We start from the raw sequence: 18,117 nt of genomic DNA on the forward strand, positions 1-18,117 counted from the left end.
CCCAGTCATATCGTTAGACCTTTTCGATCTAGCCCGGCTCCTAAATAGAAGAAGCCGCTGTGATAAAGTGGCTCGCTCGAACACGGCCCGCAGGCCGTCCATAAGATCGTTTTTCGTGAGTAGCCATGGTCGACAAACTGACGCACTTGAAACAGCTGGAGGCGGAGAGCATCCACATTATCCGCGAGGTGGCCGCCGAGTTCGATAACCCGGTGATGCTGTACTCGATCGGCAAGGATTCCGCCGTGATGCTGCACCTGGCGCGCAAGGCCTTCTTCCCAGGCAAGCTGCCGTTCCCGGTGATGCACGTCGACACCCAGTGGAAATTCCAGGAGATGTACAGCTTCCGCGACAAAATGGTCGAGGAAATGGGCCTGGAGCTGATCACCCACGTCAACCCCGAAGGTGTGGCGCAGGGCATCAACCCGTTCACCCATGGCAGCTCCAAGCACACCGACATCATGAAAACCCAGGGCCTGAAGCAGGCACTGGACAAGCATGGTTTCGACGCCGCCTTCGGTGGCGCGCGCCGCGACGAAGAGAAGTCGCGGGCCAAGGAGCGTGTATATTCGTTCCGGGACAGCAAGCACCGCTGGGACCCGAAAAACCAGCGCCCCGAGCTGTGGAACGTGTACAACGGCAAGGTCAACAAGGGCGAGTCGATCCGCGTCTTCCCGCTGTCGAACTGGACCGAGCTGGACATCTGGCAGTACATCTACCTCGAAGGCATCCCGATCGTGCCGCTGTACTTCGCCGCTGAGCGCGAAGTGATCGAGAAGAACGGCACCCTGATCATGATCGACGACGAGCGCATCCTTGAGCATCTCACCGATGAAGAGAAAGCGCGCATCGTCAAGAAGAAGGTGCGTTTCCGTACCCTCGGTTGCTACCCGTTGACGGGTGCTGTCGAGTCGGAAGCCGAGACCCTGACGGACATCATTCAGGAAATGCTCCTGACCCGTACGTCCGAGCGCCAGGGCCGTGTCATCGACCACGATGGCGCCGGTTCCATGGAAGACAAGAAACGCCAAGGCTACTTCTAATTTCAGGGTTACTCCATGTCGCACCAATCTGATCTGATCAGCGAGGACATCCTCGCCTACCTGGCCCAGCACGAGCGCAAGGAACTGCTGCGCTTCCTGACCTGCGGCAACGTTGACGACGGCAAGAGCACCCTGATCGGGCGCCTGCTGCACGACTCGAAGATGATCTACGAGGACCACCTCGAGGCCATCACCCGTGATTCGAAGAAAGTCGGCACCACCGGCGAAGAAGTCGACCTGGCACTGCTGGTAGACGGCCTGCAGGCCGAGCGCGAGCAGGGCATCACCATCGATGTCGCCTACCGCTACTTCTCCACCGCCAAGCGCAAGTTCATCATCGCCGACACCCCGGGCCACGAGCAGTACACCCGCAACATGGCCACCGGTGCGTCCACCTGCGACCTGGCGATCATCCTGGTCGATGCCCGCTACGGCGTGCAGACCCAGACCCGCCGCCACAGCTACATTGCTTCGTTGCTGGGCATCAAGCACATCGTGGTCGCGGTCAACAAGATGGACCTCAAAGGCTTCGATCAGGACGTCTTCGAGTCGATCAAGGCGGATTACCTGAAGTTTGCCGACGCCATCAACCTGACCCCGAGCAGCCTGCACTTCGTGCCGATGTCGGCGCTCAAGGGCGACAACGTGGTCAACCACAGCGAGCGTTCGCCGTGGTACGCCGGCCCTACGCTGATGGAAATCCTCGAAACCGTCGAAGTGTCGGCCGACCGCAACTTCACCGACCTGCGCTTCCCGGTGCAGTACGTGAACCGCCCGAACCTGAACTTCCGCGGCTTCGCCGGTACCATCGCCAGCGGCGTGGTACACAAGGGCGACGAAATCGTCGTGCTGCCGTCGGGCAAGAGCAGCCGCGTCAAGTCCATCGTCACCTATGAGGGTGAACTGGAAAACGCTGGCCCAGGCCAGGCCGTTACGCTCACCATGGAAGACGAGATCGACATCTCCCGTGGCGACCTGCTGGTACACGCCGACAACGTACCGCCGGTGACCGACCAGTTCGACGCCATGCTGGTGTGGATGGCTGAAGAGCCAATGCTGCCGGGCAAGAAGTACGACATCAAGCGCGCCACCAGCTACGTGCCGGGCTCGATTGCCAGCATCACCCACAAGGTCGATGTGAATACCCTTGAGCAGGGCGCTGCCAGCGCACTGCAACTGAACGAGATCGGCCGCGTCAAGGTGGCCCTGGACGCTTCGATCGCCCTGGACGGTTACGACAGCAACCGCACAACCGGTGCGTTCATCGTCATCGACCGCCTGACCAACGGCACCGTTGGCGCCGGCATGATCATCGCCCCGCCAGTACTGCCACACGGCAGCACCGGCCAGCATGGCAAGCAGGCTCACGTGTCGACTGAAGAGCGTGCACTGCGCTTCGGTCAGCAGCCAGCCACCGTGCTGTTCAGCGGCCTGTCCGGCGCTGGCAAGAGCACCCTGGCCTATGCCGTGGAGCGCAAGCTGTTCGACATGGGCCGTGCGGTGTACGTGCTCGACGGCCAGAACCTGCGCCACGACCTGAACAAGGGCCTGCCGCAAGACCGCGCCGGCCGCACCGAGAACTGGCGCCGCGCCGCCCATGTGGCGCGCCAGTTCAACGAAGCCGGCCTATTGACCCTGGCCGCGTTCGTGGCCCCGGACGCCGAAGGCCGTGAACAGGCCAAGGCCTTGATCGGCAAAGACCGTCTGGTAACCGTCTACGTTCAGGCTTCGCCGCTGGCTTGCCGCGAGCGTGACCCGCAAGGCCTGTACGCGGCCGGTGGCGACAACATCCCGGGTGAAAGCTTCCCGTTCGATGTGCCGCTGGATGCTGACCTGGTGATCGACACCCAGTCCACCAGCGTGGATGAAGGCGTGAAGCTGGTGCTGGACGTGCTGCGTCAGCGTGGCGCGATCTAAGCGCCGGCCTGCAATAAAAAACCCGCTTCGGCGGGTTTTTTTATGCGCGTAATCCTGGTTTGTGCGGTGCCTGTAAGAGCAACTGCCATGCTGACAATCTGAAAGTTTTCACAATCAGTGTAGGAGCGGCTTTAGCCGCGAACACCGGCAAAGCCGGTGCCATGCACCGCTGTTCACAAAGGTTCTTCGCTAGCCTCAAGGCTGGCCATGGAGTCGTCCCTGGGGACGAGCTTTCTGTCTTTCTCGACTATCTGATATTCCTCAGTCAGTACCCTGCGTGTGGAAATAACCCGAGCAACATCTTGTTTGGTTGGGCTGGTGCCGCGAGGAGGACCATCGCTCAGCCCCCAGCCGCCTGCACCAGGCCCGCCGCCCCCTCCACCAATCAGCCTCAGTTCTGCCGCTGTGGGCGCTTGTGCGCTTATATATAGCGCCTCATCGAGATAATACGTGTTGTCCCGTGCCATGTAGGTTCTCCAAGTCACTACATGGGCCAGCTTTACGTATGCCGAATTCGCTGCATGTCAGCTGCGGCCTGTCAATCGGCAGGAAGCTTCTCGGTATTCGGAAAAATCTGTCTCAGATATGTTTTTCCGACACAGGTATCACCCGTCTTTCCTTCACCGCCTTGTAGGAAAAACTCGAATAGATCTCCTTCACCCCCGGCAACCGCTGCAGCACTTCCCGAGTAAATTCCCCGAACGACTCCAGGTCCCTTGCCAGGATTTCCAGCAAAAAGTCATAGCGCCCGGAGATGTTGTGGCAGGCCACGATTTCGGGAATTTCCATCAGCCGCTGCTCGAACGCCAGCGCCATGTCCTTGGTGTGCGAGTCCATCATGATGCTGACGAACGCAGTCACGCCAAACCCCAGCGACTTGGGCGAGAGGATGGCCTGGTAGCCGGTGATGTAGCCGTTGTCTTCCAGCAGCTTGACCCGTCGCCAGCAGGGTGAGGTGGTCAGTGCCACCTGGTCGGCAAGTTCGGCGACGGTTAGGCGGGCGTTGTCCTGCAGGGCGGCAAGCAGGGCGCGGTCGGTGCGGTCGAGGCTTGAAGGCATGTTTTGCCCTCCTGGTCCGTTATTTATTGTTTTTGTTCCAGCATGCACGCAGATGCGTGGGCTACTTTGGAAAAAATCGGGCAGCTCGGTGGCATAAGCTTATAGCAAACCACAAGAGGCTGTTGCCATGCGCGACTCCCATAACAACACCGGTTTTTCCACGCGGGCCATTCACCATGGCTACGACCCGCTTTCCCATGGTGGTGCGTTGGTGCCGCCGGTGTACCAGACCGCTACCTATGCCTTCCCCACGGTCGAATACGGCGCTGCGTGCTTCGCTGGGGAGGAGGCGGGGCATTTCTACAGCCGCATCTCCAACCCCACCCTGGCACTGCTGGAACAACGCATGGCTTCACTGGAGGGCGGTGAGGCGGGGTTGGCATTGGCGTCGGGCATGGGGGCCATTACCTCGACGATCTGGACCATGCTGCGGCCTGGTGACGAGCTGATCGTCGGGCGCACGCTGTACGGCTGCACCTTCGCCTTCCTGCACCATGGCATTGGCGAATTCGGCGTGAAAATCCGCCATGTCGACCTGAACGATGCCAAGGCCCTGAAGTCGGTGATCAACAGCAAAACACGAATGATCTACTTCGAAACGCCGGCCAACCCCAACATGCAACTGGTGGATATCGCCGTGGTGGCCGAGGCGGTGCGCGGGCATGATGTACATGTGGTGGTCGACAACACCTACTGCACGCCCTACCTGCAGCGGCCGCTGGAGCTGGGAGCGGACCTGGTGGTGCATTCGGCGACCAAGTACCTCAGTGGCCACGGTGATATCACTGCCGGCCTGGTGGTGGGACGCAAGGCGCTGATTGACCGTATCCGCCTGGAAGGGTTGAAGGATATGACCGGGGCGGTCCTGTCACCCCACGACGCAGCGCTGCTGATGCGCGGGATCAAGACCTTGGCTCTGCGCATGGACCGACATTGCGCCAATGCCCAGCAGGTGGCGGAGTTTCTGGCTCGGCAGCCGCAGGTGGAGCTGATTCACTACCCGGGGTTGCCGACGTTTGCCCAGTACGAGCTGGCGCAACGCCAGATGCGTTTGCCGGGCGGCATGATCGCTTTCGAGCTCAAGGGCGGTATTGAGGCAGGGCGGCGCTTCATGAATGCGCTACAGCTGTTTGCACGGGCGGTGAGCCTGGGGGATGCCGAGTCGTTGGCACAGCACCCGGCGAGCATGACGCACTCCAGTTACACGCCGCAAGAGCGGGCACATCACGGGATATCGGAGGGGTTGGTGAGGTTGTCGGTGGGTCTGGAGGATGTGGAGGATCTATTGGCGGATGTCGAGCAGGCATTGCAGGCTTGCAAATAGGTAAACCGAAAAAGGCCTCTTGCGAGGCCTTTTTCATGCTCAGCGGATTAACGCTTGAGCCCGTAGCTCTCATCCAGCATTCCCGGCGAGTTCGGCGCTTTCGGCGCATAGTCGCGTGGCACTTCGGCGGTGTCTTTCGGCGGGGTCAGGCGGTCACGTGGGCCTTGCGGCGCTTCGGAGTGCAGTGCAGCCAGCAGGCGTTGGCGAGTGACTTCATCCAGGGCCAGGCTGTTGGCGCCTTCGGCCAGGTGATCCTGCACGTCCTGGTAGCTTTGGGTCAGTTTCTTGACCAGCACGGCGGTGCTGTTGAAGTGGGTGACCACTTCGTTCTGGTAGCTGTCGAAACGCTTCTGGATGTCATCCAGCTGACGCTGGGTGCTGCTCGGCGCGGCATTGGGCAGCAGGCGAGCGACGACGAAACCGACTACCACGCCGATGACCAGGGCCAGGGTTGGCAACAACCAAACAAGGAGCGAGAGTTCCACGAGTCCTTCCTCTATAAACGGCTTTGCTTTACGTTAACGGCTCAGACCTGCGCTGTATACCGCGAGCGATCGCAAATCAGAACAGAATTCCTCACCTAGACGAATCGACCCCTCCCGAGGTCACGGAGTAGTGCCTTGCTTGTCCGCGAAACCCCCTTGTTCATCGATGGCCCCAGCGGCCAGCTGGAAGCCTTGTACCTCGATGTGGCCGATGCCCGTGGCGCGGTGCTGATCTGCCACCCCAACCCGGTCCAGGGCGGCACCATGCTCAACAAGGTGGTCTCGACCCTGCAGCGCACCGCCCGCGATGCCGGTTACGTCACTCTGCGTTTCAATTACCGTGGCGTTGGCCAAAGCGCCGGCAGCCATGACATGGGCGCAGGCGAAGTGGCCGATGCCGAGGCTGCTGCGGCCTGGCTGCGCGAAAAGCACCTGGGCCTGCCGCTGGTGCTGATGGGTTTCTCGTTCGGCGGCTTTGTCGCCACCAGCCTGGCCGGCCGCCTGGAGGCTGCAGGCACCGAGTTGCAGCACCTGTTCATGATCGCCCCGGCAGTCATGCGCCTGACGGCCGAATTCCCGCTGCCGCAGCGCTGCCCGATCACCGTGGTGCAGCCGGATGCCGACGAAGTCGTTGCGCCGCAGCTGGTTTACGAATGGTCCGACAGCCTGTCGCGCCCCCATGAGCTGCTGAAAGTGGCAGAATGCGGACACTTCTTCCATGGCAAGCTGACCGATCTGAAGGATCTGCTGCTGCCGCGCCTTTCGAACTGAGCCAAGCCTGAATAAGCGAACACCCATGACCACGCGCATTCTTACCGGTATCACCACCACCGGCACTCCGCACCTGGGCAACTACGCCGGCGCCATCCGCCCGGCGATCCGTGCCAGCCAGCAGCCCGGTGTCGACTCGTTCTACTTCCTGGCCGACTACCATGCCCTGATCAAGTGCGACGACCCGCTGCGCATCCAGCGTTCGCGCCTGGAAATCGCCGCGACCTGGCTGGCCGGTGGCCTGGACCCGGACAAAGTGACCTTCTACCGCCAGTCCGACATCCCGGAAATCCCCGAGCTGACCTGGCTGTTGACCTGCGTTGCTGCCAAGGGCCTGCTGAACCGTGCCCATGCCTACAAGGCCTCGGTGGACAAGAACGTCGAGGCCGGCGAAGACCCGGACGCTGGCGTCACCATGGGCCTGTTCAGCTACCCGGTGCTGATGGCTGCCGACATCCTGATGTTCAACGCCAACAAGGTGCCGGTCGGTCGCGACCAGATCCAGCACGTGGAAATGGCCCGTGACATCGGCCAGCGCTTCAACCACCTGTTCGGCCAGGGCAAGGACTTCTTCGCCCTGCCGGAAGCGGTGATCGAGGAAAGCGTGGCAACCCTGCCGGGCCTGGATGGGCGCAAGATGTCCAAGAGCTATGACAACACCATCCCGTTGTTCACTAGCGCCAAGGATATGAAAGACGCCATCTCGCGCATCGTCACCGACTCGCGCGCCCCAGGCGAAGCGAAAGACCCGGACAATTCGCACCTGTTCACCCTGTTCCAGGCCTTCTCGACGCCAGCGCAATGCGCCGAGTTCCGCGAAGAGCTGTTGCAGGGCCTGGGCTGGGGCGAGGCCAAGCAACGCCTGTTCCAGCTGCTCGACGGCCAGTTGGCCGAAAAACGCGAGTACTATCACCAGTTGATCGCCCGCCCGGCGGACCTGGAAGACATCCTGCTGGCCGGCGCTGCCAAGGCCCGCAAGATCGCCACGCCATTCCTCGAACAACTGCGCGAGTCCGTAGGCCTGCGTTCGTTCCGCAGTGGCGTGCAGGCCAATACCGAAGTGAAGAAGAAAGCCGCCAAGAGCGCGCGTTTCGTCAGCTTCCGTGATGAAGATGGCAGCTTCCGCTTCCGCCTGCTGGCCGCCGACGGTGAGCAACTGCTGCTGTCGCGCAGCTTCGCCGATGGCAAGAGCGCTGGTGCCGTGAGCAAGCAACTGCAGCAAGGTGGCGAGGCCGATGTGCGTGTCGAAGGCCTGGGCTTCGGGTTGTGGCTGAACGGTGAGCAAGTTGCCGACGGGCCGCAGTTCGACAGCGCCGAGGCCCGTGATGCGGCCATTCAAAGCCTGCGTGATGCCCTGGCCCCCCAGCAGGACTGAGGCATTTCACTTGTAGGAGCGAGTTTACTCGCGAACACCGGCAACGCCGGTGCCATCCAGCGCAAAGCTGTACTGGATGAGGCATATTGACGCAAGTCTCATTGCCATTAAGCGGGCCTGTCGCTACAGTGACGGCCCGTTTTTTGTTGCCTCGCTAACGAATCATGACTCCCTTAGAACGCTATCAAGCAGATCTGAAACGTCCCGACTTCTTCCATGACGCGGCGCAGGAAACTGCGGTGCGTCACCTGCAGCGCCTGTACGACGACCTGGTGCACGCGCAGAACAACAAGCCGGGCGTGTTCGGCAAGCTGTTCGGCAAGAAGGAGCAGGCCCCGGTCAAGGGCCTGTACTTCTGGGGTGGGGTAGGGCGAGGCAAGACCTATCTGGTCGATACCTTCTACGAAGCGCTGCCGTTCAAGCAGAAGATGCGTACGCACTTCCACCGCTTCATGAAGCGTGTGCACGAGGAAATGAAAACCCTCAAGGGCGAGAAGAACCCGCTGACCATCATTGCCAAGCGTTTCAGCGAAGAAGCCAAGGTAATTTGCTTCGACGAATTCTTCGTGTCGGACATTACCGACGCCATGATCCTCGGCACCTTGATGGAAGAGCTGTTCAAGAACGGCGTGTCGCTGGTGGCTACCTCCAACATCGTGCCGGACGGCCTGTACAAGGACGGCCTGCAACGTGCGCGCTTCCTGCCGGCCATCGCCATGATCAAGCAGTACACCGACGTGGTGAACGTCGACAGCGGCGTCGACTACCGCCTGCGTCACCTGGAGCAGGCCGAGCTGTTCCACTTCCCGCTCAACGATGCGGCGCACCAGAGCATGCGCGCCAGCTTCAAGGCACTGACCCCTGAATGCACCCAGGCGGTCGAGAACGACGTGTTGATGATCGAGAACCGCCCGATCAATGCGCTGCGTACTTGCGATGACGTTGCCTGGTTCGACTTCCGCGCCCTGTGCGACGGGCCGCGTAGCCAGAACGACTACATCGAGCTGGGCAAGATTTTCCATGCCGTACTGCTGAGCAACGTGGAGCAGATGGGCGTTACCACCGACGACATCGCCCGCCGTTTCATCAACATGGTGGACGAGTTCTACGACCGTAACGTCAAGCTGATCATTTCGGCCGAGGTCGAGCTGAAGGACCTGTATACCGGTGGGCGTCTGAGCTTCGAGTTCCAGCGCACCCTGAGCCGGTTGCTGGAGATGCAGTCGCACGAATTCCTGTCGCGCGCACACAAGCCATAAGATTGCTGGGGCCGCAACGCGGCCCCATTGGTCTCAAGCCTCTTGCATGAACTGCTGCCGGTATTGGTTCGGCGACAACTCGGTGTGCTGACGGAACAGCCGCGCAAAGAAACTGGCATCGTCATAACCGACCTCATAGCTGATGGTCTTGATGCTCTTGCGTGTACTCGACAACAACCCCTTGGCTGTCTCGATCCGTAGCCGTTGCAGGTAGTGCAGCGGCTTGTCGCCCGTCGCACCCTGGAAGCGGCGCATGAAGTTGCGGATGCTCATGCCGTGGTTGCGGGCCACATCCTCGAAGCGGAACTTGTCGGCGAAGTGCTCTTCCAGCCAGTGCTGGATCTGCAGGATGATCAGGTCCTGGTGCAGCTTCTGCCCGCCAAAGCCCATACGCCCCGGGGTGTAGTTGCGCTGGACTTCGTAGAGGATGTCGCGGGCCACGGCGCGGGCCACGTTGGCGCCGCAGAAGCGTTCGATCAGGTAGATGTACAGGTCGCAGGCCGAGGTAGCGCCGCCCGCGCAATAGATATTGTCGGCGTCGGTCAGGTGCTTGTCCTGGTTCAGCCGGATCTTCGGAAAGCGCTCGGCAAAGCTGTTGAAGAAGCGCCAGTAGGTGGTCGCCTCCTTGCCATCGAGCAGGCCGGACTCGGCCAGCCAGAACACACCACTGGCCTCGGCGCACAGCACCGCGCCGCGCGCATGCTGGTCGCGCAGCCACGGTAGTACCTGTGGGTAGCGTTGCAGCAGGTTGTCGAAGTCGTCCCAGTAGGCCGGGAGGATGATCACGTCGGCATCGTCCAGGCCACCGTCGACCGGTAGCTGCACATTGCTGAAACTGTCCACAGGCTGGCCGTCGGGGCTCACCAGGCGGATTTCGAACATGGGCTGCAGGCCCAGGCCCAGCTGCTTGCTGTAGCGCAGGCTGGCGAGGTGGAAGAAATCCTTGGCTTGCATCAAGGTCGAAGCGAACACCTTGTCAATGGCCAGGATGCTGACGCGCCGCAGCGACGCGGAGGGTTGGGTAAACATCATTGTCATTGTTCTTATAGGGTAGAGTGGTCAATCACCGGCTGGATCGTCTTATTTTTTGGCGATGGTGTCTACCCCGGTACAGCGCGCGGCCTCTTCGCGGGGTTACCCGCGAAGAGGGCGTTACAGGATTGCTCAAGGCGCAGGGTTGGGCTGCTCCTGGTGAATCGCCTCGATCCCTGCCAGCAGCTCGTCGCTCAGGTTCAACTCAATGCTGGCCAGGTTGCTCTCCAGTTGCGCGAGGCTGGTCGCGCCAATGATGTTGCTGGTCACGAAAGGCTGCCGGGTCACGAATGCCAGGGCCATCTGCGCCGGGTCCAGGCCATGCTCGCGGGCCAGTTGCACGTAGCGGCTGCAGGCCGCCACGGTCTGCGGGTTGGAATAGCGGGCAAAGCGGCTGAAGAGGGTCAGGCGGGCATTCTCCGGCCGTGCACCGTTCTCGTATTTGCCCGAGAGCATGCCGAAGGCCAGCGGCGAGTAGGCCAGCAGGCCGCACTGCTCACGGATGGCCACTTCCGCCAGGCCCACCTCGAAACTGCGGTTGAGCAGGTTGTAAGGGTTCTGGATCGATACCGCCCGTGGCCAGCCACGGCTTTCGGCCAGTTGCAGAAACTTCATGGTGCCCCACGGTGTTTCGTTGGACAGGCCGACGTGGCGGATCTTGCCCGCACGCACCTGTTCGTCGAGTACTTCGAGGGTTTCTTCCAGCGGGGTGAAGTGGTCCTGTGGCAGGTGCTGGTAGCCCAGCTTGCCGAAGAAGTTGGTGCTGCGCTCCGGCCAGTGCAACTGGTACAAGTCGATGCGGTCGGTCTGCAGGCGCTTCAGGCTCTCGTCCAGTGCTGCGACGATGTGCTGACGGTTGTGTTTGAGCTGGCCGTCGCGAATGTGGCTGATGCCGTTGCCGGGGCCTGCGACCTTGCTGGCCAGCACCCAGTCGTCACGGTCGCCTTGCTCACGGAACCAGTTGCCGATGATGCGCTCGGTGGCTGCGTAGGTTTCCGGGCGGGGCGGCACCGGGTACATCTCGGCGGTGTCGATGAAGTTGACCCCGGCGGCCTTGGCCCGGGCGATCTGTTCGAAGGCTTCGGCCTGAACGTTCTGTTCGCCCCAGGTCATGGTGCCCAGGCACAGGGCGCTGACGTTGAGGTCGGTACGGCCGAGCTGGCGGTATTCCATCAGGTAGACACTCCTTGGCAAAGAAGCCCATCAAAGCAGGTTGAAATTTTTCGCGCAATCTGGATAATTCGGCCCCTCTCCGTGTGGCGGAAGTGATGCACCACCACGCAGGAAGAACCCCGTCGAACATTGGCGTGCCCGACCCGAGCCCCCAAAAGCGTCAGCGTTCGGCTGCGCGCTTGCCCTTGGCAAGCTGTGCACTATCCAGTAAGATTCGCCGTCTATTTTTCGCTGGGCGGCCTCTGAGGCTTTAGAGAATGAAAACTTTTACTGCTAAACCGGAAACAGTAAAGCGCGAGTGGTTCGTAGTTGACGCCGCTGGCCAGACCCTGGGTCGTCTGGCTACCGAAATCGCTACCCGTCTGCGTGGCAAACACAAACCAGAATACACCCCTCACGTTGACACCGGCGACTACATCGTCGTTATCAACGCCGAGCAGGTTCGTGTGACTGGTGCCAAGTCTTCCGACAAAATGTACTACTCCCACTCCGGTTTCCCGGGCGGTATCAAGGAAATCAACTTCGAGAAGTTGATCGCCAAGGCCCCAGAGCGTGTTATCGAAACCGCGGTCAAAGGCATGCTGCCTAAGAACCCGCTGGGTCGCGACATGTACCGCAAGCTGAAAGTGTACGCGGGTGCTGCTCACCCACACACTGCTCAGCAGCCTCAAGAACTGAAGATCTAACGGGAAGGTTCATTATGTCGGCGACTCAAAACTACGGCACTGGCCGTCGCAAGACCGCAACCGCTCGCGTATTCCTGCGTCCGGGTACTGGTAACATTTCCATCAACAACCGTTCTCTGGACGTGTTCTTCGGTCGCGAAACCGCTCGCATGGTTGTTCGCCAGCCACTCGAGCTGACCGAAACCGTTGAGAAGTTCGACATCTACGTCACCGTTTCCGGTGGTGGTGTCAGCGGTCAGGCCGGTGCGATCCGTCACGGTATCACCCGCGCTCTGATGGAATACGACGAAACCCTGCGTGGCGCTCTGCGTCGTGCTGGCTACGTCACCCGCGATGCTCGTGAAGTCGAGCGTAAGAAAGTGGGTCTGCGTAAAGCGCGTAAGCGTCCTCAGTACTCCAAGCGTTAATACCGCTTCGGCAGTCGAGAAAAGCCCGGTTCCTTGGAACCGGGCTTTTTTTTTGGCTTGAACTAACCTGTCAGCATGTCAGTGGCCGCTTGTCGCATAGACGCAGATCAAGCAAAACGCGGGTTGTCGCCTCTTGCGGGGTAATCACCTTGTCAGTGTGTGGATTTGTTTCTTACCATGGCGGCCAATTTTTAGTGCCATTGACACAACCTAAGTACAAGCCTGGTTCAACAGGCCAAGCAAGCTGATGGGAGAGGACTGAATGAGCAATGACGGCGTCAACGCAGGCCGGCGCCGCTTCCTCGTAGCCGCGACATCCGTGGTCGGGGCAGCGGGAGCAGTGGGGGCTGCGGTACCGTTCGTGGGGTCATGGTTTCCCAGTGCCAAGGCGAAAGCCGCGGGTGCACCGGTGAAGGTCAATATCGCCAAGGTCGAGGCCGGGCAGCAGATGGTGGCCGAGTGGCGTGGCCAGCCGGTGTTCATTGTGCGGCGAACGGAGGAAATCCTCGGTAACCTGAAAAAAATCACCGGCGACCTTTCTGATCCAGAGTCCAAGGCCTCGGTGCAGCCGGCCTACGTCGACCCTGAGGTTCGCTCGATCAAGCCGGAAATCCTCATTCTCGTCGGCCTGTGCACGCACCTGGGTTGTTCGCCCACCTTCCGCCCGGAAGTGGCGCCTGCTGATCTCGGTCCAAAGTGGGTAGGGGGCTACTTCTGCCCGTGCCACGGCTCTCACTACGACCTCGCTGGTCGCGTCTACAAGTCGCAGCCGGCACCTCTCAACCTGCCAGTGCCACCGCACTCTTACGAGTCGGACGAGATCATCGTCATCGGCGTCGACCAGGAGAACGCATGATGAGCAAGTTCATGGACTGGATTGATGCTCGCTTCCCCGCCACCAAGATGTGGGAAGACCACCTGAGCAAGTATTACGCGCCCAAGAACTTCAACTTCCTGTACTTCTTCGGCTCCCTGGCGCTGCTGGTGCTGGTCAACCAGATCGTCACCGGCGTATGGCTGACCATGAGCTTTACGCCCTCGGCGGAAGAGGCATTCGCCTCGGTCGAGTACATCATGCGTGACGTGGAATACGGCTGGATCCTGCGCTATTTGCACTCCACCGGTGCGTCGGCGTTCTTCATCGTGGTCTACCTGCACATGTTCCGTGGCCTGCTGTACGGCTCCTACCAGAAGCCACGCGAACTGGTCTGGCTGTTCGGTATGCTGATCTATCTGGCGCTGATGGCTGAAGCCTTCATGGGCTACCTGCTGCCGTGGGGGCAGATGTCGTACTGGGGTGCCCAGGTGATCATCTCGCTGTTTGGCGCCATTCCGGTGATTGGCGACGACCTCACTCAGTGGATCCGTGGCGACTACCTCATCTCGGGTATCACCCTGAACCGCTTCTTCGCCCTGCATGTGGTCGCACTGCCCATCGTCATCCTCGGCCTGGTGGTGCTGCACATCCTTGCCCTGCACGAAGTGGGTTCGAACAACCCCGATGGCGTCGACATCAAGAAGAAAAAGGACGAAAACGGCATTCCGCTGGACGGCATCCCGTTCCACCCGTACTACACCGTCAAGGACATTGTTGGCGTGGTGGTGTTCCTGTTCGTGTTCTGCGCGGTGGTGTTCTTCTTCCCTGAAATGGGCGGTTACTTCCTGGAGAAACCGAACTTCGAGCAGGCCAACGCCTTCAAGACGCCTGAGCACATTGCGCCTGTGTGGTACTTCACACCGTTCTACGCCATTTTGCGTGCGGTACCTGACAAGCTGATGGGCGTCATCGCCATGGGTGCGGCCATCGCCGTGCTGTTCGTGCTGCCCTGGCTCGACCGCAGCCCGGTGCGTTCCATGCGTTACAAGGGCTGGATCAGCAAGGTCTTCCTGCTGGTGTTCTGCGTGGCCTTCGTCATTCTCGGCGTGCTGGGCGTACTGGCGCCGACACCTGGGCGCACCTTGCTGTCGCAGGTATGCACGGTGTTGTACTTCGCCTACTTCCTGCTGATGCCGTTCTACACAAGGCTCGAGAAGACCAAACCGGTTCCGGAAAGGGTGACTGGCTGATGAAAAAGTTGATTGCAGTATTTTTGCTGGCAGTGATGCCTGCCTTTTCGTTCGCTGCCGAACCCGGCCTGGAGCTGGACAAGGTCGATATCGACCTGACCGACAAGGCCGCCATGCAGGACGGTGCGCGCACCTTTGCCAACTATTGCATGGGTTGCCACAGTGCCAAGTTCCAGCGTTACGAGCGTGTGGCCGATGACCTCGGCATCCCTCACGAACTGATGCTGGAGAAGCTGGTGTTCACCGGTGCCAAGATTGGTGACCACATGCAGATCGGCATGAAGCCCAGTGACGCCAAGACCTGGTTTGGCGCCGCGCCGCCCGACCTGACGCTGGTGGCTCGGGTGCGCGGTACCGACTGGCTGTACACCTACCTGCGTAGCTTCTATGAGGACCCGTCGCGGCCTTACGGGGTGAACAACAAGGTGTTCCCGAACGTTGGCATGCCCAACGTGCTGGTCGGCCTGCAAGGCAATCAGGTGATTGGTTGCAAGCAGGTGCAGACCGTAACCGATGGCAAGAAGCAGTTCGACCCATTGACCGGTAGCCCGATCACCCATGAAGCCTGCGACCAGCTGACCATTACGCCGAAATCCGGTACCCTGACGACCGAGCAGTTCGACGAGAAGGTCAAGAACCTGGTGACCTTCCTGGCCTATTCGGCCAACCCGGTCAAACTGGAAAGCCAGCGCATCGGTACCTATGTGTTGCTGTACCTGGCTTTCTTCTTCGTATTCGCCTACTTGCTCAAGCGTGAATACTGGAAGGACGTGCACTGATCACGCAGTAGTTTCTGGTTGTTGAACGCGCCCGGGGCGCCCCTAGCAGAAATGCCGGGGGGCGCCCCGGGCGCGTTTTCATTTACAGTTGCATAAGCATCCCGTGCGAGGAGCCGCTACATGGGCGCAACCAACAGGTTAGCCTGCTATTCCGACCCCGCTGATCACTATTCTCATCGGGTACGCCTGGTGCTAGCCGAGAAGGGCGTCACCGTACAGGTCATCGATGTCGACCCCGCCCGCCTGCCGCCCAAGCTGGTCGAGGTGAACCCTTACGGCAGCGTGCCGACCCTGGTCGACCGTGACCTGGCGTTGTATGAGTCGACCGTGGTGATGGAATACCTGGAGGAGCGTTACCCGCACCCGCCGCTGCTGCCGGTGTACCCGGTTGCGCGCGGCAACAGCCGCTTGCTGATGCACCGCATTCAGCGCGACTGGTGTGCCCTGGCCGATACCGTGCTCGATTCACGCAGCAGTGAGGCTGCCAGAACCGAAGCGCGCAAGGCCTTGCGCGAAAGCCTGACCGGCGTTTCGCCGCTGTTCAATGAATTCGCCTGTTTCATGAGCGATGAGCAAAGCCTGGTCGATTGCTGTCTACTGCCCATACTCTGGCGTTTGCCGGTGTTGGGTATCGAGTTGCCGCGGCAAGCCAAGCCGCTGCTGGATTACATGGAGCGTCAGTTCGCCCGCGAGCCTTTCCAGGCGAGCCTGTCCTCCGTAGAACGTGAAATGCGCAAGCTTTAAGGAGCCGTTGATGAACTCCAGTCGCCCCTATCTGGTTCGAGCACTGTACGAGTGGATCGTCGACAACGATTGCACGCCCCATATGCTGGTCAATGCCGAATTCCCGAAAGTTCAGGTGCCGGATGGTTTCGCCAGTGATGGCCAGATTGTCCTGAATATCTCGCCAAGTGCCGTGCGCCACCTGCACATGGACAACGAAGCGGTCAGCTTCGAGGGCCGTTTCAGTGGAGTGGCCCACTCGCTGTTCGTGCCGGTTGGCGCCATTCTGGGTATCTATGCCCGCGAAAATGGCCAGGGCATGGTCTTCGAGCTGGAGTCGCCAATGGATGGCGACGAGCTGGAAGACGATGACGTGCAGCCGGACGACGACGGGCCGCCAGAGGGGGGTGGGCAGCCGCCACGCCCAAGTGGCCGACCGAGCCTGAAAGTGGTCAAGTAACAAAAAAGGCGATCCAACCGGATCGCCTTTTTCTTTGTTGCAACGCGGGATTACAGGTCGCTGATGGTGCGTACCTGGTCCTTGTTGATGCGGGTGCGCTTGCCATCGAGTTGCTGGAATTCGTAGAAACCGGCGTCGCGGTCGAACTTCGGTGCATCGACAGCCTGGATTTCACGGCCATCGTTGAGGGTAATCAGGCTTGGGGTGGAGCAGCCGGCCAGGGTGGCGAAGGTGCCGATCAACAGGGCAGGCAGCAGAAACGTTTTCATGCGGTGTTTCCTGGGTATCTGAAAAGACAAGTGTTGTGTCTGCCCGAGCCGGCGGTAACGGGCCGGCTCCGGCAAACCGTGAATCAGTCGATGTATTCGAACAGCTTGACGATCTTCTGCACGCCCGACACGCCCTGTACCACGGCAGTGGCCGAGTTGGCCTCCTGCTGGGTTACCAGGCCGAGCAAGTAGACGATACCGTTTTCGGTAATCACCTTGATGCGCGAGCTGGGCACGGCATTGTCAGTCAGCATCTGGGTCTTGATCTTGGTGGTCAGCCAGGCGTCGTTGTTGCGTGCCAGGATGGAGGAGGGCTGCATCACCTGCAGTTCGTTGTGCACTTTCTTGACCCGCTGCACCTGGCCGGCGGTTTGCTCGGCAAGGCTCTTGAGGTCGGCGCGCGGGGTTTGTCCGGCCAGCAGGACGATGCCGTTGTAGCTGCTGACAACGATGTGCGAGCCTTTGTCCAGGTCAGGGCTGGCCTTGGAAATGTTCACGGCGGCCTTGGTCTCGATCAGCGAGTCGTCGATCTTACTGCCGATGGTGCGCGTGCCGCGATCGTCCTCGATCGGCGAATTGCGTGTAGAGGTAAGTACCGAGCTGCAACCGGTGACGCTCAGGCACAGGGTCAGGGCCATCAGGCCGAGGCGCATTGGGGTCATTCTTCACTCCCGAACAGTTGGCTGTCGATCAGGTCGCACAGGCAGTGGATCGCCAGCAGGTGGACTTCCTGGATGCGCGCGGTAACGGCGGAAGGTACGCGGATTTCCACGTCCTCGGGCAGCAGCAGCGAAGCCATGCCGCCGCCGTCGCGGCCAGTCAATGCTACGACAATCATTTCGCGGTCATGTGCGGCCTGGATCGCCTGGATCACGTTGGCCGAGTTGCCGCTGGTGGAGATCGCCAGCAGAACGTCGCCGGGCTGGCCCAAGGCGCGGATCTGCTTGGAAAAGACTTCGTTGTAGCTGTAGTCGTTGGCGATCGAGGTCAGGGTCGAGCTGTCGGTGGTCAGCGCGATGGCAGGCAGGCTCGGGCGTTCACGTTCGAAGCGGTTGAGCAGCTCGGAGGAAAAGTGCTGGGCATCGCCAGCCGATCCGCCGTTGCCGCAGGCGAGCATCTTGCCCTCGTTGAGCAGCGCATTGACCATGACCAGGCTGGCCTGCTCGATGTGCGGTGCCAGGATGTCCATTGCCTGTTGCTTGGTATCGATGCTGGCCTGGAACAGCCGGCGAATTCGGGATTGCATGTCCATCGGGTGACCTTAAGTAGGGCGGTGGCCTTTGCTACG

General features: G+C 60.6%; 20 protein-coding genes. 13 read left to right on the top strand and 7 right to left on the bottom strand.

Features of this window, described 5'->3' with window-relative positions; translation table 11 throughout:
* Positions 1 to 125: 125 nt before the first annotated feature.
* Positions 126 to 1,043: a sulfate adenylyltransferase subunit CysD gene (cysD, locus tag PM2_RS02565; protein WP_013974136.1), complete on the top strand. Its 918-nt coding sequence runs from the start codon at positions 126 to 128 to the stop codon at positions 1,041 to 1,043.
* Positions 1,044 to 1,058: 15 nt separating this feature from the next.
* Entirely contained in the window at positions 1,059 to 2,960 is a 1,902-nt protein-coding gene (gene cysN / locus PM2_RS02570; RefSeq protein ID WP_016713536.1) for a sulfate adenylyltransferase subunit CysN, read from the top strand.
* Positions 2,961 to 3,539: 579 nt separating this feature from the next.
* Here cysN and PM2_RS02580 read toward each other — a convergent pair.
* The gene (locus PM2_RS02580) at positions 3,540 to 4,019 is read right to left on the bottom strand and encodes an Lrp/AsnC family transcriptional regulator (RefSeq protein ID WP_016498026.1); all 480 of its coding nucleotides are present in this window, start codon (positions 4,017 to 4,019) and stop codon (positions 3,540 to 3,542) included.
* A 127-nt stretch (positions 4,020 to 4,146) separates the two neighbouring features.
* Here PM2_RS02580 and PM2_RS02585 point away from each other — a divergent pair, with 127 nt between their 5' ends.
* On the top strand, positions 4,147 to 5,343 hold the full coding sequence (locus PM2_RS02585) for a methionine gamma-lyase (protein WP_028698616.1): 1,197 nt from the start codon (positions 4,147 to 4,149) through the stop codon (positions 5,341 to 5,343).
* Positions 5,344 to 5,390: 47 nt separating this feature from the next.
* Here PM2_RS02585 and PM2_RS02590 read toward each other — a convergent pair whose 3' ends face one another.
* Positions 5,391 to 5,828, bottom strand: coding sequence for a Z-ring associated ZapG family protein (locus tag PM2_RS02590; RefSeq protein ID WP_016713539.1), 438 nt, complete (start codon positions 5,826 to 5,828; stop codon positions 5,391 to 5,393).
* Between the two features lie 135 nt (positions 5,829 to 5,963).
* Between PM2_RS02590 and PM2_RS02595 the strand changes: the two genes are divergently transcribed.
* The 3 genes from PM2_RS02595 to zapE all read left to right on the top strand — a co-directional run bounded on the left by PM2_RS02595 (position 5,964) and on the right by zapE (position 9,233).
* A complete protein-coding gene (locus PM2_RS02595) occupies positions 5,964 to 6,599 on the top strand; it encodes an alpha/beta hydrolase (protein ID WP_016713540.1) in 636 nt (211 codons plus the stop codon).
* Positions 6,600 to 6,624: 25 nt separating this feature from the next.
* On the top strand, positions 6,625 to 7,974 hold the full coding sequence (locus PM2_RS02600) for a tryptophan--tRNA ligase (protein ID WP_016713541.1): 1,350 nt from the start codon (positions 6,625 to 6,627) through the stop codon (positions 7,972 to 7,974).
* Between the two features lie 164 nt (positions 7,975 to 8,138).
* A complete protein-coding gene (zapE, locus tag PM2_RS02605; RefSeq protein WP_016713542.1) occupies positions 8,139 to 9,233 on the top strand; it encodes a cell division protein ZapE in 1,095 nt (364 codons plus the stop codon).
* A 33-nt stretch (positions 9,234 to 9,266) separates the two neighbouring features.
* Here zapE and PM2_RS02610 read toward each other — a convergent pair whose 3' ends face one another.
* Together PM2_RS02610 and PM2_RS02615 are read right to left on the bottom strand one after the other, a co-directional pair.
* Positions 9,267 to 10,187 (bottom strand): GlxA family transcriptional regulator, encoded by a 921-nt coding sequence (locus PM2_RS02610; protein WP_174442268.1) that lies wholly within the window; start codon positions 10,185 to 10,187, stop codon positions 9,267 to 9,269.
* A gap of 210 nt (positions 10,188 to 10,397) precedes the next feature.
* Positions 10,398 to 11,438: an NADP(H)-dependent aldo-keto reductase gene (locus PM2_RS02615; protein WP_016713544.1), complete on the bottom strand. Its 1,041-nt coding sequence runs from the start codon at positions 11,436 to 11,438 to the stop codon at positions 10,398 to 10,400.
* A gap of 257 nt (positions 11,439 to 11,695) precedes the next feature.
* Here PM2_RS02615 and rplM point away from each other — a divergent pair, with 257 nt between their 5' ends.
* The 7 genes from rplM (at position 11,696) to PM2_RS02650 (ending at position 16,560) form a co-directional block, all read left to right on the top strand.
* On the top strand, positions 11,696 to 12,124 hold the full coding sequence (rplM, locus tag PM2_RS02620) for a 50S ribosomal protein L13 (protein WP_003251819.1): 429 nt from the start codon (positions 11,696 to 11,698) through the stop codon (positions 12,122 to 12,124).
* Positions 12,125 to 12,138: 14 nt separating this feature from the next.
* Positions 12,139 to 12,531, top strand: a complete 393-nt coding sequence (gene rpsI, locus PM2_RS02625; RefSeq protein WP_003260797.1) for a 30S ribosomal protein S9 — start codon at positions 12,139 to 12,141, stop codon at positions 12,529 to 12,531.
* A gap of 262 nt (positions 12,532 to 12,793) precedes the next feature.
* A complete protein-coding gene (gene petA / locus PM2_RS02630; RefSeq protein ID WP_003251823.1) occupies positions 12,794 to 13,387 on the top strand; it encodes a ubiquinol-cytochrome c reductase iron-sulfur subunit in 594 nt (197 codons plus the stop codon).
* Positions 13,387 to 14,598 carry a cytochrome b gene (locus PM2_RS02635; RefSeq protein ID WP_003251825.1) on the top strand — a complete coding sequence of 404 codons (1,212 nt, stop codon included), beginning with the start codon at positions 13,387 to 13,389 and terminating at the stop codon, positions 14,596 to 14,598. Before petA ends, PM2_RS02635 begins: the two co-directional genes overlap by 1 nt.
* Positions 14,598 to 15,377, top strand: a complete 780-nt coding sequence (locus PM2_RS02640; protein ID WP_016713545.1) for a cytochrome c1 — start codon at positions 14,598 to 14,600, stop codon at positions 15,375 to 15,377. The genes PM2_RS02635 and PM2_RS02640 overlap by 1 nt, the downstream gene beginning before the upstream one ends.
* Positions 15,378 to 15,497: 120 nt before the next feature.
* The gene (locus PM2_RS02645; protein WP_028698614.1) at positions 15,498 to 16,121 is read left to right on the top strand and encodes a glutathione S-transferase N-terminal domain-containing protein; all 624 of its coding nucleotides are present in this window, start codon (positions 15,498 to 15,500) and stop codon (positions 16,119 to 16,121) included.
* Between the two features lie 10 nt (positions 16,122 to 16,131).
* The gene (locus PM2_RS02650; protein WP_016713547.1) at positions 16,132 to 16,560 is read left to right on the top strand and encodes a ClpXP protease specificity-enhancing factor; all 429 of its coding nucleotides are present in this window, start codon (positions 16,132 to 16,134) and stop codon (positions 16,558 to 16,560) included.
* A 50-nt stretch (positions 16,561 to 16,610) separates the two neighbouring features.
* On the opposite strand, the gene PM2_RS02655 is transcribed toward PM2_RS02650, so the two are convergent.
* The 3 genes from PM2_RS02655 to PM2_RS02665 all read right to left on the bottom strand — a co-directional run bounded on the left by PM2_RS02655 (position 16,611) and on the right by PM2_RS02665 (position 18,081).
* On the bottom strand, positions 16,611 to 16,829 hold the full coding sequence (locus tag PM2_RS02655) for a YgdI/YgdR family lipoprotein (protein ID WP_016713548.1): 219 nt from the start codon (positions 16,827 to 16,829) through the stop codon (positions 16,611 to 16,613).
* A gap of 83 nt (positions 16,830 to 16,912) precedes the next feature.
* Positions 16,913 to 17,491 (bottom strand): BON domain-containing protein, encoded by a 579-nt coding sequence (locus tag PM2_RS02660; RefSeq protein ID WP_016713549.1) that lies wholly within the window; start codon positions 17,489 to 17,491, stop codon positions 16,913 to 16,915.
* Positions 17,488 to 18,081: a phosphoheptose isomerase gene (locus PM2_RS02665; protein ID WP_016713550.1), complete on the bottom strand. Its 594-nt coding sequence runs from the start codon at positions 18,079 to 18,081 to the stop codon at positions 17,488 to 17,490. The genes PM2_RS02660 and PM2_RS02665 overlap by 4 nt, the downstream gene beginning before the upstream one ends.
* Between the last annotated feature and the right edge of the window lie 36 nt (positions 18,082 to 18,117).

The sequence above is a fragment of the Pseudomonas monteilii NBRC 103158 = DSM 14164 genome (assembly GCF_000730605.1).
Lineage (GTDB): Bacteria > Pseudomonadota > Gammaproteobacteria > Pseudomonadales > Pseudomonadaceae > Aquipseudomonas > Aquipseudomonas monteilii.